Annotated in this window: 13 protein-coding genes and 5 pseudogenes; all 18 read right to left on the bottom strand. The window is 61.7% G+C overall.

Features of this window, described 5'->3' with window-relative positions:
- Positions 1-358 (bottom strand): annotated as a pseudogene (locus DC31_RS01750) (MMPL family transporter); the annotation flags it as partial.
- Positions 359-389: 31 nt separating this feature from the next.
- Positions 390-1,106, bottom strand: a pseudogene (locus tag DC31_RS01745) (IS256 family transposase); the annotation flags it as partial.
- 9 nt (positions 1,107-1,115) lie between these two features.
- Positions 1,116-2,466, bottom strand: a pseudogene (locus DC31_RS01740) (ISL3 family transposase).
- An 87-nt stretch (positions 2,467-2,553) separates the two neighbouring features.
- On the bottom strand, positions 2,554-3,468 hold the full coding sequence (locus tag DC31_RS01735; protein WP_235201263.1) for a cytochrome b/b6 domain-containing protein: 915 nt from the start codon (positions 3,466-3,468) through the stop codon (positions 2,554-2,556).
- A gap of 20 nt (positions 3,469-3,488) precedes the next feature.
- On the bottom strand, positions 3,489-4,460 hold the full coding sequence (locus DC31_RS01730; protein ID WP_036276158.1) for an electron transfer flavoprotein subunit alpha/FixB family protein: 972 nt from the start codon (positions 4,458-4,460) through the stop codon (positions 3,489-3,491).
- 14 nt (positions 4,461-4,474) lie between these two features.
- The gene (locus tag DC31_RS01725) at positions 4,475-5,254 is read right to left on the bottom strand and encodes an electron transfer flavoprotein subunit beta/FixA family protein (protein ID WP_036276155.1); all 780 of its coding nucleotides are present in this window, start codon (positions 5,252-5,254) and stop codon (positions 4,475-4,477) included.
- 64 nt (positions 5,255-5,318) lie between these two features.
- Positions 5,319-6,971 carry a class I adenylate-forming enzyme family protein gene (locus tag DC31_RS01720; protein ID WP_081813662.1) on the bottom strand — a complete coding sequence of 551 codons (1,653 nt, stop codon included), beginning with the start codon at positions 6,969-6,971 and terminating at the stop codon, positions 5,319-5,321.
- A 59-nt stretch (positions 6,972-7,030) separates the two neighbouring features.
- Positions 7,031-7,360: an enoyl-CoA hydratase-related protein gene (locus tag DC31_RS19810; RefSeq protein ID WP_200872848.1), complete on the bottom strand. Its 330-nt coding sequence runs from the start codon at positions 7,358-7,360 to the stop codon at positions 7,031-7,033.
- Positions 7,357-7,548 (bottom strand): enoyl-CoA hydratase-related protein, encoded by a 192-nt coding sequence (locus DC31_RS20430; RefSeq protein ID WP_442921831.1) that lies wholly within the window; start codon positions 7,546-7,548, stop codon positions 7,357-7,359. Before DC31_RS20430 ends, DC31_RS19810 begins: the two co-directional genes overlap by 4 nt.
- A gap of 29 nt (positions 7,549-7,577) precedes the next feature.
- Positions 7,578-7,796 (bottom strand): annotated as a pseudogene (locus DC31_RS20425) (enoyl-CoA hydratase/isomerase family protein); the annotation flags it as partial.
- The gene (locus DC31_RS01710; protein WP_051606305.1) at positions 7,789-8,577 is read right to left on the bottom strand and encodes a citryl-CoA lyase; all 789 of its coding nucleotides are present in this window, start codon (positions 8,575-8,577) and stop codon (positions 7,789-7,791) included. The gene DC31_RS01710 and the pseudogene DC31_RS20425, both read right to left, overlap by 8 nt.
- On the bottom strand, positions 8,574-9,044 hold the full coding sequence (locus DC31_RS17385) for a PaaI family thioesterase (protein WP_081813661.1): 471 nt from the start codon (positions 9,042-9,044) through the stop codon (positions 8,574-8,576). The genes DC31_RS01710 and DC31_RS17385 overlap by 4 nt, the downstream gene beginning before the upstream one ends.
- Positions 9,041-10,207, bottom strand: coding sequence for a thiolase family protein (locus DC31_RS01700; protein WP_036276144.1), 1,167 nt, complete (start codon positions 10,205-10,207; stop codon positions 9,041-9,043). The genes DC31_RS17385 and DC31_RS01700 overlap by 4 nt, the downstream gene beginning before the upstream one ends.
- Before the next feature lie 42 nt (positions 10,208-10,249).
- Positions 10,250-11,395, bottom strand: coding sequence for an acyl-CoA dehydrogenase family protein (locus DC31_RS01695; RefSeq protein WP_036276142.1), 1,146 nt, complete (start codon positions 11,393-11,395; stop codon positions 10,250-10,252).
- Entirely contained in the window at positions 11,392-11,835 is a 444-nt protein-coding gene (locus DC31_RS01690) for a MaoC/PaaZ C-terminal domain-containing protein (protein WP_051606304.1), read from the bottom strand. The genes DC31_RS01695 and DC31_RS01690 overlap by 4 nt, the downstream gene beginning before the upstream one ends.
- A gap of 41 nt (positions 11,836-11,876) precedes the next feature.
- A complete protein-coding gene (locus tag DC31_RS01685; protein WP_036276138.1) occupies positions 11,877-12,617 on the bottom strand; it encodes an SDR family NAD(P)-dependent oxidoreductase in 741 nt (246 codons plus the stop codon).
- Positions 12,618-12,619: 2 nt separating this feature from the next.
- Positions 12,620-13,590, bottom strand: a pseudogene (locus DC31_RS20420) (CaiB/BaiF CoA transferase family protein).
- An 86-nt stretch (positions 13,591-13,676) separates the two neighbouring features.
- Positions 13,677-13,811, bottom strand: a complete 135-nt coding sequence (locus DC31_RS19805) for a hypothetical protein (RefSeq protein WP_268748197.1) — start codon at positions 13,809-13,811, stop codon at positions 13,677-13,679.
- Between the last annotated feature and the right edge of the window lie 3 nt (positions 13,812-13,814).

Raw genomic sequence — 13,814 nt, 5'->3', positions numbered from 1 at the left:
CGTCGCGGATGGTGGTGACCAGCTTTCCGGTCTCTTCGGAGGTGGGTCCGGTCTCGGGCACGACGGAGAACACGGCGGTGGTGCCGTCCTCGTTGAGGCCGCCGAGGGAGACGGCGTTGACGCCGTCGATGTCGGTGAGATCGGTGTAGATGTCGGCCAGGTCTGTGGCGGGGATGGCGTCGTCGTCGGGTGAGGTGGCGACAACGACCAGTGGGCCGTTGTAGCCGTCTCCGAAGGCGTCGCCGACGACTTCGAAGCTTTGCCGCTGCGAGGTGTCGGGGCCGTAGCTGGCCCCGGAGGGTAGGCCGAGGTCCATGTCCAGCGCGGGGGTGGCGATGCTCGCGGCGGAGCTTGTCAAGTTGTTTGTGTAAGCGGGCGACGCTCGGTTTTTAGAGGTAGGGCTGGATTCGGTCGGGGTAGGCGAGGGCGAGTTGCGCGAGGGCTTGCTTCCAGTTCGTGGTGATCTGTCCCTCCACGAGTCGTCCCTCCGCGTTGCGTTTGGCTCCTCGGGGCCGTCCGCGCTCTTTGAGTCGCTCTCGGGCGCGCTTGTCCTCGATGTTGCAGATCGCGAGCCAGAGTAGCTTCACGACCGCGTCATCGGAGGGGAAGTGGCCCCGGTTCTTGATGATCTTGCGCAGCTGATAGTTCAATGACTCGATGCTGTTGGTGGTGTAGATCACCCTTCGCAGCATCGGCGGGAACGCGAGGAACGGGATGAACCTCTCCCAGGCATCCTCGAACACGCGCACCGTGTTTGGGTTCGCGATGCCGAGGTCGGAGGCGGCGAACTCGGCCAGCGCGGCCAGGGCCGCGTCCGCGTCAGCTGCCTGGTAGATCGGCTTCAGCGCAGCTGCGACGGCCTTGCGGGATTTGTAGGACACGAACCGCATCGCGGAGCGGATCAGGTGGACCACGCAGGTCTGAACCGTCGATTGCGGCCATGTCGCCTCGATCGCTTCGGGGAACCCGGTGAGCCCGTCGCAGCAGACGATCAGGACATCCTGGACGCCACGATTGGCGAGCTGCGCGCAGACTCCTGCCCAGAACTTCGCCCCTTCGGTGGCTTGGATCCAGATGCCCAGAACGTGCTTGACGCCGTCCATATCCGGCTCTTCCTACTTGAGGTGGGGGCTGGTCAGTGCGCCGCCGATGAGGAGCATGCGTAGCCGGTAGTTGTCGCGGTTGCGGAAGCCGCGGGCGACGCGGCGGTGTAGCTCGATGAGTCCGTTCACGGCCTCGGTGCCGCCGTTGTTGGATCGACCTGTGCTCCAGTACGACAAGAACGCGGCCTTCCACCGGTTCAGGGTCTTCCCGAGCCGGCGGATCTCAGGGATCGGGCAGGTGGGGAATGACGCGAGCACGCGTTCGGCGATCTCGCGCCCCTCGGCGAGGTCCTTGACGTGGTAGGCGTCGCGGAGCTGGCTGGCGCATTGCCAGGCGACTTCGACCTCGACGTGCTCATCGCGGGCGGTGAAGGCGACGTGCAGCCGGTAGTTCTGCTTCGCGGTGAGACGCTCGCGCCCGCAACGCAGGATGTTCCGGATCCCGTAGAGCGGGTCGCCGCGCCGGCCCCGGTGCCCGAGAGTGTCTTGCTGGACCCGGCGTCTGACCTCGTCGACGGCCTGGGTGCCGAGCCCCACGACGTGGAAGGCGTCGAGGACGGCGGTGGCGTCTTCGAGTTGGTCATCGATGGCGTTCTTGTATCCCTGGAACGGGTCCAGCGTCGCGATCTGCACGCCGTCACGAAACGCTTGATCCCGTTGCTTCAGCCAGTCCGCGTAGGCGGGGCCGGACCGGCCGGGCACCAGGTCCAGCAGCCTCGCGCGCACCCGTCCGTTGGCGTCTCGGGTGAGATCGACCATCCCGGTCAGTTCCTTCGGCCCGCGTCCACCGTCGCTGACCGGTTTCGTGGAGACGTGGTGCCAGATGTGTTCGTCAACGCCGAGCGTCGTCACGCCATCGAAGCGGGCTGGGTCCTTGTCCATCTCCACGAGCAGCGGCTTGATCGCTGACCAGACGGTGTTCCACGTCGTGCCGAGCTGACGGCACACACCCACCACGGATGCGTGCTCGCGGCGAATCTGCCCGACCGCCCACCAGCACGCTCGACGTGTGAGCAGTCCCCCGTCGTTTCGCGACGTCCTCGTTCTGCTCGGTGAATGACCCGATCGGGCAGGTCGGTTCCACACACCGCCAGGTGCGTTTGCGCCAGATCGTGCGCACGGGACCGTCGAAGCTGGGCGCATCAATCAACGTCACCGCACGCCGACCGCGAGAGGCCGCGATGACCCCGCAACGCGGGCAGCCCACCGCACCCGGCGCAGACTCAACCGTGACGGTGAGTGCGTCAGCCGTGCGGACGACGTCGATCACCCGCAGACCGTCCAGGCCGACGAGGAGGTCACATCGAGAACAGTAAGTGGAGTCGGGACAGCACGCATCAGTGCAGGCCGTAGGCTCGGACACGTCGAGGCCTTCCGGTGAAGGGTTGCTTGGTCGCTACCCATCCTGGAGGCCTCGACCCCGCTCACCCCGCCACCGCGCCCAGCCCCCTCAGACCCACCTCAAGTAGGAAGAGCCCGCAATCGATCGCAGTACGAACGGTCTCGCTGCGATCCATGCGACGATCATCAGGACAAGTGAGGCGCTAAAGATTGCAAAGCCGAGCCAGCTTTGGCCGTTGTTGACCGCATACATGTGGTTGAGGTTGTTGAGTGCCCCGGTTGCGAAAACGAGGGTGACGTGGACGACGATAAAGGCGACGAAGAAGACCATGGTGGCGAAGTGGATCTTGCGCGCGGCGGATAGGGGAAACGCCCGGTGGAGGGGATTGAAGTGCGCGGCGAGCCCGGGCGACATCCTGAGTCCGGTGATGAGCGCGAGCGGCGCCGCGATAAAGACAACCAGGAAGTAGCTGAGAACCTGCAAGGCGTTGTAGTTGCTCCAGCCGTTCTCGACCGGCCAGTTGAGCGAGGCGTATTGGATTCCGGCGGAGATCGCGTTCGGGAAGATGTCCCAGTGCACTGGGACGAGCCTGCCCCACTGTCCCGTGACGAAGAGCAGCGCATAGAACACGACGCCATTGATGATCCATAGGGTGTCGAGGCTGAGGTGCAGCCAGAGGTTGAGGCTGATCCGAACCGGGGATCCCTTGGTGCGGATCATGCCCTTGTTGTTGCGGGTCCAGTACGCGTCGGGACGCGTGAGGGTTCTCACCTGCCAGCCCGACCGGATGATGAAAAGCATGATGAATGCGTTCAGACCGTGCTGCCAGGCAAGCCACGCGGGGAAGCCGACCGGGGTGCCTGCGGGCAGACTCGACTGGCCGGGAAACTGGGTGATGAACGATTGCATCGCCGGCAGGCTGCGCAGCCACTGGGCGCCCAGCACCGCGACTGACACCAGGACAATCGCTGCCGGAACCGCCCACACGAGCGCAAACCATCGGCTCTTCCGAAAATCGGCCATTCTCGGAACCGGTTCGGCCATCACTCGCTCCGCTTGGCGATGGCATCGATCAATTGCGGAACGACGGTGAACACGTCGCCGACAATCCCGAAGTCGGCGATGTCGAAAATCGGTGCATCGCCGTCCTTATTAATGGCCACGATCGTTTTTGCCGTCTGCATGCCGGCACGGTGCTGGATGGCGCCAGAGATCCCCAACGCGATATACAACTGCGGCGACACAGTCGTCCCCGTCTGGCCGACCTGCGAAGTCTGTTCGACGTATCCCGCGTCGACTGCCGCGCGAGATGAACCGACCGCAGCACCCAGCGCGTCCGCGAGCTGCTCAACGAGAATGAAATTCTCCTTCGAGCCGAGCCCGCGGCCACCGGACACCACCTTGACCGCCCCACGCAGGTCCGGACGGTTCGATGCGACGGCAGCATCGTGCACCACATCGATCCGCCCCGAGGTTTCGGTCTCGACGGAGATGGAGACGACCGTGATGGTGGGTGTTGCGGCAGCCAAGGGGTCGTCGATTGCACCTTGCCTCAAGGTGACTACCGTTGGGCCGTCTTCTACAGTTGATTCGACGGAGTAAGCTCCGCCGAACACGGAATGATTCGCGACAATCTTTCCGCCCTGGTTCCGAATATCGACGGCATCAAGGATGAGGCCAGCCTTAAGGCGCACGGCCAAGCGGCCGGCGACATCTCGCCCCTCGACGGAGTTCGCGAGAAGAATCCCAGTAGAATCGAGGTTCCCTGCCGCGGCGACGAGTGCCTCAATCTGCGGTGACGACAGGAGTGATTCAACCTGGTCGGTCTCAGCGATGTAGATCTGCTGCGCGCCGAGGGAACCGAGTTGAGGGACGAGCGCTGTACCAGCTCCGGGCGCTGTGGCGACGACTGCGACCGGGGTACCGAGCTTTGCGGCTGCCGCGAGAAGCATAGGTGCGGTATTGCGGATTTCACCTGCGACCGTGACTTCAATCAACGCCAGAATATTAGACATATGAGCTTTCTCCTCTAGATCAGGTGGCGAGTGGCAAGGAACTCTGCGAGGTCGTTGCCTGCGTTGCCCGCGTCGACGATCTTCCTGCCTGCGGTCCGCGCTGGTCGCTCGCTGATGGCTAGCACCACGGAATGGCCAAGTCCTGCGAAGGCGACGGTCGAGTCGATGCCGACGTCAGCAAGCGATAGGACATCGAGTGGCTTCTTCTTGGCGCGCATGATGCCCTTGAAATTCGGAAAGCGCGGTTCGGCGGAACGTTCTGTCACTGAGATGACAGCCGGGAGCAGCGCGTGAACCGAGATTGTCCCGTTCTCTGTTGCTCGCTGCCCCGCGACTGAATCGGGCATGATCTCGGCCGACTGTAGAAACGTGAGGTGGGGTACTCGGAGGTGCTCGGCGACCATTGCGGGGATCACGCCGCCGCGCCCATCGGTCGATTCGCTGCCAGCAATCACCAGATCGAAACCAGATTTTGTAAGCACGGCCGCAAGCGCTGTGGCGGTCCAGCCAACATCGGATCCCGAGAGTTCGTCATCCAGTAGATGAAGGGCTGAGTCAGCCCCCATGGAAAGTGCTTTGCGGAGAACGGCTGTCGCGGATGCCGGCCCCATCGCAACTGCCACTACTTCCGCGTCGTTCGAGTCCTTATAACTGAGCGCGACCTCGAGGGCGCGCTCGTCGATCTCATCGATGACCGGTTCGCTTGCTTCGCGGTTAAGGACGCCCGTGGCCGGACTGAGCTTGCGGTCACCCCACGTGTCCGGAACTTGTTTCACAAGCACGATGATCTTCATTAGACATCATCCTTTCCACCGAAGGCACCACGACGAATCGAGGGAACTGCGTAGCATCTGTGCTTCATTTGTTCACCGCTTCGAGCTTCTGTCGAGCGAAATCTGTCATCGCTCCTCGATCGTATTTTCCCGTCGGCGTTGTTACCCAGTCATCGTTCGTGATGAAAACCACTTGTTTAGGAATCTTGTATCCTGCCAGCTTGTCACGGCAGAAGTCGCGGATCTCATCGCCGGTGACGTTCATCCCTGCACGAAGTTCAACGAGCGCGGTCACTGCCTCGCCCCACTTCGGGTCGGGAAGTGCGACGACCATGGCCTTCAGGATCCACGGGGTGTCGAGCTCGAGGAACAGCTCTACCTCTTGCGCGCTGACATTCTCACCGCCGGATTTGATGGTCTCCTTGTAGCGACCGCGGTAGTAGATGTAGCCCTCCGCATCAACCCAGCCGTAGTCGCCGCTGTGGAAGTAGCCCTCGTCGTCGAATGCAGCGGCAGTCTCCTCGGGCATGTTGTAGTAGCCCTTGAAGAGCGCGGGTCCCTTGAAGCAGAGTTCGCCGGGCTCGTCGGGGGCCAATGTCTTGCCGGTCGTCGGATCCTTGACCACGAAGTCGGTACCGAGCATTGGACGACCATGAGACAGCCGCATGCGGTACTCGTCTTTGCGATCGCGGTATGGGAAGTACCCTTGTGACGCTACATATTCGCTAGAGCCGTATATGTTGCCTTGGTGCGTGACTCCCATCGCCTTGATCTCGTCGAACGACCCTGGAGCCGAGCCGATCATTGTACGAGACAGGCTCGAGATGTCATACATCCGGAACTTGGGATGACGCGCCATCATCAGGAAATGCACGTCGAAGCCGAACATCATAGTAATCCGCTCGCTCTCGATGACCTCAAGGGCAGTGTGTGGCAGGTAGTACTCGAGCAGATGAATCGCTCCGCCACGCAAATGCGGCATGAGCATCGTCAAGTAGCCAGCAACATGGTAGTTGGGCGCAACGATCAGCATCTTGTCGTCGGGAACCACTTCGATTCCGTCTGCGTAACCGGCCACGCCGACGAGCAGTGTCTGGTGGTTATGCAGCACCGGCTTGGGGAAGCTGGTCGTGCCTGACGTGAGCAGGATGATCGAGAAGTCCTCCGGCCTCACCTCAGCACTCATCTTCTCGAACTCAGCGGGTACGTAGTCTACTCCAGCGGCCTCTACCTCGCGGAAGTCGTGTGCGAACGGGTACTTCGCATTCGACTTGCTCAGCGAGATGACGGTACGCAGGTTCGGCAATTCCTCGAGTTTGAGGGCGTTCTTGGCTTGCGAGGCGAGCACAGGGATCTGTTCGGTGAGCATTCCCAGGTAGTTATTCGTGCGAAAGTCATCCGTGGCGACCAGCACGGTGGACTCGGTGAGCGCGAGTCCCTGCACAATTTCACGACCCGTCCAGCTGAGGTTCAGGGGTACGGCAACAGCGCCGATGCGCAGGGCAGCATAGAACAGTGTCACCCAGTCGGGCGTGACGCCAAGAAGGAAGGAGACCCGATCGCCCTTGCGCACGCCGATACTGCTCAAACCTGTCGCGAGGGTTGCGACCCGCCGACGCAACTGAGTATAGGTGAGCCGTTCATCACCATAGACGACCGCTTCCCGGTCACCCCACTGTGCGCACGAGTAGTCATACATCTTATTGACCGTTTGACCTAGAGCTTCCTGGTACATCATTGTTCCTTTCAGAAGTCGATTACGGACTGTATTCAGTTATCGGTGGTGGACTGCGCGATTCATCTGCCTGTCCATCGGGGCGGACGCGACTCGCCGAACGACCGCGGACCCTCTTGGGCATCGTCGCTCAGGTAGACCTTCTCGAAAAGCTGCTCCGCGGCCGCGAACGCACCCTCGGCCGCTGCAGCGTTCGAAGCGTAGACCATTGCCTTCGAGGCTCTAACCGACAAGGGCGCATTGCGCATGATTCGACGCGCAAGCTCCGCTACCGTTGACTTCAGTTCCGCCATCGGCACAACCGTGTTGACGAAACCGAGTTCGTAGCCGCGCTGTGCCGAGATCGGCTCACCGGTGAGGAGGATTTCGAGTGCGACGCGTGGGGGAATCATCCATGGCAATGGCGCAGCCACGGGGCGCCACGACCCCACTTGGCCTCGGAGACCGCGAAGGTTGCATGGTCCGCAGCAACACAGAGATCTGCCATCTGGGCCAGGAGGAACCCCCCACCGAGCGCGACCCCGTTGACGGCCGCGATGACAGGTTTATCGAGTGAGAAGTTACGATTGAGTTGCGGCAGGAATCGGCGGGCGGAACCCGGAGAACCGAAGACGCCATCTCTTTCAGATCGCCTCCGGCGCAGAAGGCCTTCTCGCCCGTGCCCGTAATCACAAGCACTCCGGCATCTGCGTCATCGCGGAATGCCTCGAAGCAAGTCCACAGCTCACCGCGGGCAGCTTCATTGAGCGAATTTGCCGCGTTCGGACGGTCGATCGTGAGCCATCCGATTCCGTCGGAATCGCGTTCGTAACGCACCGTCTCAGTCATCGCCTGGCCGCTCTCCCAAATATGGAACGTTCTCTTCCGCCATTGCCCACAACGCCCGCCCGAGTGGGCGCTCCTGCTCTTCGGCGATATGGCCGACCAAACCCGCACTGCGACCGATCAGCGCGAAGCCGCGGACGATCTTCCACGAGAATCCGATGTCTGAGAGCACCGCGGCGACAGCGCCAGTCGCGTTGACCGTTACATGACGGCCCTTCAGCTCGTCCATGGTTGCGCTGAAGACCGCGAGCAGATCGGCATGAACGCCGCTCACCCCGGACCCCGCGGCGATTTCAAGCAGCTTGGGGGTGCGAGGATCATCCGGTCTGTGAATGTGGTGGCCGAACCCCGGGACCGACTTTCCCTCCTTCAGATAGCCCTCGAGGGTGGTTCGAGCGAAGTCCCCGGCCGTCGTCTCCCCCGCTCGGATAGCGGTAGCGCCATCCTGGAGAATATGAGCGAAGTCCTCCATGACACCGAGGAAGGCGCTGCCAGCGCCGAGCAGGCCAGCCGCGACAGCAGCTTGCATGGCGTCGGGTGAGCTCGAGTAGATAAGCCTTGCGGTGATCGAACTCGGCGTCAAACCGTGTTCCATCACTGCGACCAGGCTGGCGTCGAGCACGGCTCGTTCCCCGTTTGTGGGGAACCGTCCACGCAAATGGAAGAAGATCATGCTCGTGAAATCGACTTTGCCCATCAGGTCCCGGACGAGATCTTTCCCTCGAATGTAAATCGCGTCCGTCGTGGAGACGGCGATCGCGGTTCCGATTTCATTGTCCATCATGTTTCCTTTTCTAGTGCAGCGATGGCTCGATGTTCGGGATCGATTAGCGGCCGCGAGAATAGTCGCATCGAGGCGCGTCCCAGTGCCGCGATGCGACCATCTTCGCCACGCACCTCGACCTCGACGAAGATGATCTGTCGCCCACCGGAGATGACGCGTGCCGTAGCCTCGATGCGGTCGCCCACCGTGGGTTCCAGGTAGGTCACCCCGAGCTCGATGGTCACTTGGTGAGGTGGCCAGTTTCTGGTTGCGGCTGCTGCTCCCGCGGCGGCATCGACAAGCGCACTTATCACACCGCCGTTGACAGCGGAGGTCCCACCCCCGCCGCGATGATGAGGTTGAACGTCAATCGAAAGCGTGGCGCCGCCGTCCGTAACGTCGGTAACCGTAATTCCTATCCATGACCAAAAGGGATGAGCGGTCCAGTCCCCGAGTGCCTGGGGGGTCAGAGTGGGCAGCGAACTCATACTGCCTCCACAAGAGTGGCCGTTGCCATCCCGAAGCCAATGCACATCGCCTGCACGCCGTATCGCGCGCCTCGACGCTTCATTTCGTGTACGAGAGTGGTCATAAGTCGCGCCCCGGAGCAGCCAGTCGGATGACCCAGCGCGATGGCACCGCCATTGACATTGATCTTCTCGAACGGCACGTTTAGTTCGCGTTGCCATGCCAGAACCACGCTGGCAAACGCCTCGTTAACTTCGAACAGGTCGATCTCGGACGCGTCCAACCCCGCTCGGTCCAGCAATTGCTTGGTGGCGTCGATGACACCGTGGAGCATCATCACCGGGTCGACGCCAACGACGCAAGTGGCGACAATCCGCACTTGAGGTTCCAGACCCAGTCGGTGGGCGGTCGCCTCATCACCGAGAAGAACGGCAGCAGCTCCGTCTGTGATTTGGCTGGAGTTGCCCGCGTGCACCATGCCGTCCTCTTTGTATGCGGGGTTGAGCTGACCGAGGATCTCGACTGTGGTGGTGCGCCGAATTCCCTCGTCGACTGTGATAACGGCGTCACCGCCGTCGCGGCCGAGCAGGTAATCTGCAGGATTGGCCACGACGGCGAACGTCTCGCCAGCGAGCTTTCCGTCGTCCCATGCGCTTGCGGCGCGCCGATGGCTCTCCGCGCTGAACTCATCCATCTGCTCGCGAGTAATCGACCAACGATCGGCGATCATCTCGGCGGCGATTCCCTGGTTGACAATCTCATAGCGCTCGGTCACAGCCCGAGACAGTCCGACTCCCTGAGCGTCCGACCCCAACGGCACCCGCGACATTGACTCGACGCCGCCTGCGATCACGAGAGACTGCTGGCCGGCCATGATCGCCTGGGCGCCGAAGTTCAACGCCTGTTGACTCGACCCGCACATGCGGTTCATCGTCACGCCGGGAACAGATACCGGGAAACCTGCGGCAAGCGAGGCGATGCGCGCAATGTTACGCCCTTGTTCGCCGACTGCATTGACACAGCCAACGAGCACGTCCTCGATCTCGCCAGGATCCACCGTCGTGCGGTCGACAAGCTCCCGTAGCGTCAGCGCCATCAATTCGTCAGGTCGAGTATTAGCCAATGCGCCGTTGCGCTTTCCGAGGGGAGTTCGGACTGACCCGAGTACAAATGCTTCGGTCACGACATGTTCCGTTCGTCTGTGGTTTTCGTTTGTGGTTTTCGTTCAGCGCAGCGCGGAGACGCCGAGCAAGTCGCGACCCATCTGCAAGATTTGAATCTGCGAGGTTCCTTCGGGGATGGTGGCCTCGCGAGCGTCACGGAAGATCCGTTCGACCGGTGACTCCTCCATGAGCCCGGCACCACCGTGCACCTGAAGGGCCAGCGACGCCGCTTTGTTTGCCGATTCGCCGCAGTAGTACTTCGCCATCGAGCATTCCATCCGTCCTGGCTCACCGTTGTCGAGCACTCGCGCCGCGTTCATCCCGAGGAGCCGTGATGTCTCGGTGAGTGTCGCAATCTCGACGACCATCTCCTGGATGAGCTGGAACTCGGCGAGTTGTTTGCCGAACTGCTGTCGCGTCGTGACGAACTTGATTGACTCCTCGAGAGCAGCCTGACTGAGCCCGACTGCACCCATCGACATGTTGAGAGACCGACATTGATCGCCTTCATGGCAGCGGACAGCCCCCCGGCCCACCCCACCAAGTACGTTCTCCCTCGGCACTCGCATCTCGGTGAACACGAGCTCGCAGCTGCTCGTGCCGCGGACAGGCATGTGCGGAATGTCGTGGACTTGATAGTCGGACTCAGTGCGGTCAACGAGAAACGCCGTGATCCCCTTCGCCCCGGCCGAACGATCGACCGTTGCCATGACGATGCCGATGTCGGCGTGCGATGCGTTAGTTATGTAGATCTTGCTTCCGGAGAGAACATAGTGGTCGCCGTCGAGGCGAGCCGTCGTTCGCAGCGCCGCAGCATCCGACCCGGCATCGGGCTCGGTCATGGCGAACCACGCACGACGATCGCCGGCGAGCAGGGGCGGAAGAAAGCGCGCCTTCTGCTCCGGCGATCCCACCTGTGAAATGAGATATGGAACGATGGTGAGAATGTTCAGGGTCGTACGCAAGGAACCCCAACAGCGACCGGCTTCCTCCATCAGGATCGCGAGCTGCGAGTAGCTTATTTCGTCGCCGCCGTCCTTGGAATCAACCAATCCGCGGACGTAGCCGAACTCATGCAAAGCGGGAAGTACCTCCCAAGGGAAAGTTCGATTGCGCTCGTGCTCTGCGACCAAAGGGGTCACTTTCTTGCTCAGGAACTCGCGCACGGCGTTCTGAAGATCGCGTTCATCGTCGGTGAGAATGGTCATGATGCTGGAGCCTCCTGGGTCGCGGCGAGCGAACGCCAAATGAGCATTGGGGTGGTGAGGAGTTGGACGCGCTCCCCGTGCTGGTTGATGACGCGACGCTCGATGGTCGCGATCCCGCGCGTCCCATCCGTAGTCGGCCGCAGGGCCACGACCTCCGCGTCGACGTGCAAGGTGTCTCCGATGCGGATGGGACCTTCGAACCCGCAGTCGAGTCCGAGCATCGCAACGAGCGCGCCCTGAAGCGATTGTGACAGTGCCGTCCTGGTGAACAAGCCGGACGCAATCGAGATGCCAAGCAGTCCATGTGCGATCCTCTCGCCGAACTCGGACCCGGCCGCCTTGCGTGCATCGGTGTGTAGCCAGTTGAAATCACCGGACAGACCGGCGAACATGACAATGTCTGCTTCCGTTACCGTTCGAGCCGGTGAAGATTCACTCATTCCGACGCGCAGATCATCGAGATATAAGGTGGGATGGCTGCTCACGAGTACCGCCCTCCCGACACATGCAGGACATCACCAGTGATGAAGGATGAGTCGTCCGACGACAGAAAGTCGACGGCAGCCGCGACATCGTCCGGCTTGCCGAGCCTGCGAATCGAGTTCTCCTTGTTCGCGAGCTCGACCAGCAAGTCGTAACGTGGGTGGTTCTTCACTGCTGGAGTGTCGATGATCCCGGGCGCAACAGCATTGACGGTGATCGAGTGTTTGCCAAGTTCCTTGGCGAGCGATTTGGTCATACCGACAATGCCCGCTTTTGCCGCCGAGTAGTTGGCTTGCCCCGGGTTTCCGAGGTAGGCACGGGAGGCAATGTTCACGATCTTCCCGTACTTGCGTTCGATCATCTGCGGAACGACGGCGCGGGAGCATACGAACGCGCCGAATAGGCAGACGTCGACGACGCTGCGGAAGTCCTCGTCGGTCATATTCACGAGTGGGGCGTCTCGCGGGAAACCGGCGTTGTTTACAAGAATGTCGATTGGGCCTAAACGCGACTCAAATTCAGCTACAACCCGGGCAACTTCGTCCTTGTTCGTAACGTCAGCGACAGTCGCAGTCACCGCGCCTCCCTCTGCGCGCAGCAACTCAGCAGCAGCTTCCACGGCCCCGCGGTTGATATCAATGAGGACTACCGATTTTCCACGAGCGGCGAGGCGCCTACCGATTGCTTGCCCCAGGCCCCCGCCTCCTCCGGTCACCAGTGCTACCGATGCATAATTCATTGTCAATTGCCTCGCTCTTTTGAATATTCTCTAAAGTCGTATGGAAGGCTGACCCGGCGCCCACCGGGCTCCTCATGGAGCCAACGCCTCATCTGGATGTCGTCGCCGATGGTTGCGAAGTCGACAACCTCAGTGACGGGTACGTCCGAATTCGCGAGGAGGTCGAGCCAATGTGCACGATCAGCGCCGAGGAAGGTCGCGGCGAGCCTGCTGTTGACGAAGTCGGAGTGCGCACAACGATCCGCATAGCTGGTCAATCGTCGGTCATCGAGTAAGTCAGCGCGTCCGATTGTGGTACACAAGCGTGACCAGAAGCGATCTTCGATACACCCGACTGCGATCCACGCGCCGTCACGACAACGGAACGTGTCATAGGCGCCCCGGGACATCATCTGCTTCTTTGTCGGTTGCCCTTGCTCGTCATACTCGGCGAGCCGGGGCTCGCCCATCTTGAGCGCGCTTGCAGCAAGCGAAACCTCAAACCAGCTGCCGCGCCCCGTCTTCTCCCGCCTTAGAAGGGCGGCAAGGATGGCTTGAGTGGCGAAAAGGCTTCCGGCGAGGTCAGCGAGTGGGACTCCAGCACCAGGGTACGGTCGCCCGTCGGGCTGTCCGCTCAGCGACAGTACCCCGCTAGCGGCAAGGTAGTTGATGTCGTGCCCAGGACGATCCCGGTAGGCCCGTCGCTGCCGTACCCATTTATCGAGCAGTAGATCAACCGTGGATTCTTGCGAACGGTTTCCTCCGGCCCGAACCCGAGCCTGTCCGCTGTGCCGGGACGAAACCCCTCCACCAGGACGTCGGCGGTCGCTATAATCGACGACAGCTCGTCGCGTCCCGCTGTGGACTTCAAGTCCAGCTCAAGGGCCGCCTTGCCGCGGCTGACGAGTTCGTACGAGCCCGGCATCATGAGGCGCAGAGGGTCGCCACCGGGCGGCTCGATGTGGATGACGGTGGCGCCCAGTTCCGCCAACATGGTTGTCGCCCACGGACCGGGAATCAGGAGCGACAAGTCGACAACAATGATTCCATCAAGTGGCGCGGTTGCCGATACTCGCCCGGTCAAAATCCCACCACCCCGGCACCGGTGTCGCCTGCGTTGTCGGTGGTGTGCCACGGTGCAACCATTGTCGAGTTGATGGCTTCGGCCAGCTCATCACAGGTCTGACGCAAACGATTACCCCATGCGGTTTCCATCTC

This window comes from Microbacterium sp. CH12i, assembly GCF_000685355.1.
Classification (GTDB): Bacteria; Actinomycetota; Actinomycetes; order Actinomycetales; family Microbacteriaceae; genus Microbacterium.
The sequence above is the reverse complement of the archived record's forward strand: the minus strand, read 5'-3'. Positions and strand labels throughout refer to the sequence as shown.

Excerpts from the sequence above, each read along its gene's own strand:
- DC31_RS01735 (WP_235201263.1), bottom strand. The coding sequence starts at position 3,468 with ATGGCCGATTTTCGGAAGAGCCGATGGTTTGCGCTCGTGTGGGCGGTT.
- DC31_RS01730 (WP_036276158.1), bottom strand. The coding sequence starts at position 4,460 with ATGTCTAATATTCTGGCGTTGATTGAAGTCACGGTCGCAGGTGAAATC.
- DC31_RS01725 (WP_036276155.1), bottom strand. The coding sequence starts at position 5,254 with ATGAAGATCATCGTGCTTGTGAAACAAGTTCCGGACACGTGGGGTGAC.
- DC31_RS01720 (WP_081813662.1), bottom strand. The coding sequence starts at position 6,971 with ATGATGTACCAGGAAGCTCTAGGTCAAACGGTCAATAAGATGTATGAC.
- DC31_RS19810 (WP_200872848.1), bottom strand. The coding sequence starts at position 7,360 with ATGATTCCCCCACGCGTCGCACTCGAAATCCTCCTCACCGGTGAGCCG.
- DC31_RS01710 (WP_051606305.1), bottom strand. The coding sequence starts at position 8,577 with ATGATGGACAATGAAATCGGAACCGCGATCGCCGTCTCCACGACGGAC.
- DC31_RS17385 (WP_081813661.1), bottom strand. The coding sequence starts at position 9,044 with ATGAGTTCGCTGCCCACTCTGACCCCCCAGGCACTCGGGGACTGGACC.
- DC31_RS01695 (WP_036276142.1), bottom strand. The coding sequence starts at position 11,395 with ATGACCATTCTCACCGACGATGAACGCGATCTTCAGAACGCCGTGCGC.
- DC31_RS01690 (WP_051606304.1), bottom strand. The coding sequence starts at position 11,835 with ATGAGTGAATCTTCACCGGCTCGAACGGTAACGGAAGCAGACATTGTC.
- DC31_RS01685 (WP_036276138.1), bottom strand. The coding sequence starts at position 12,617 with ATGAATTATGCATCGGTAGCACTGGTGACCGGAGGAGGCGGGGGCCTG.
- DC31_RS19805 (WP_268748197.1), bottom strand. The coding sequence starts at position 13,811 with ATGGAAACCGCATGGGGTAATCGTTTGCGTCAGACCTGTGATGAGCTG.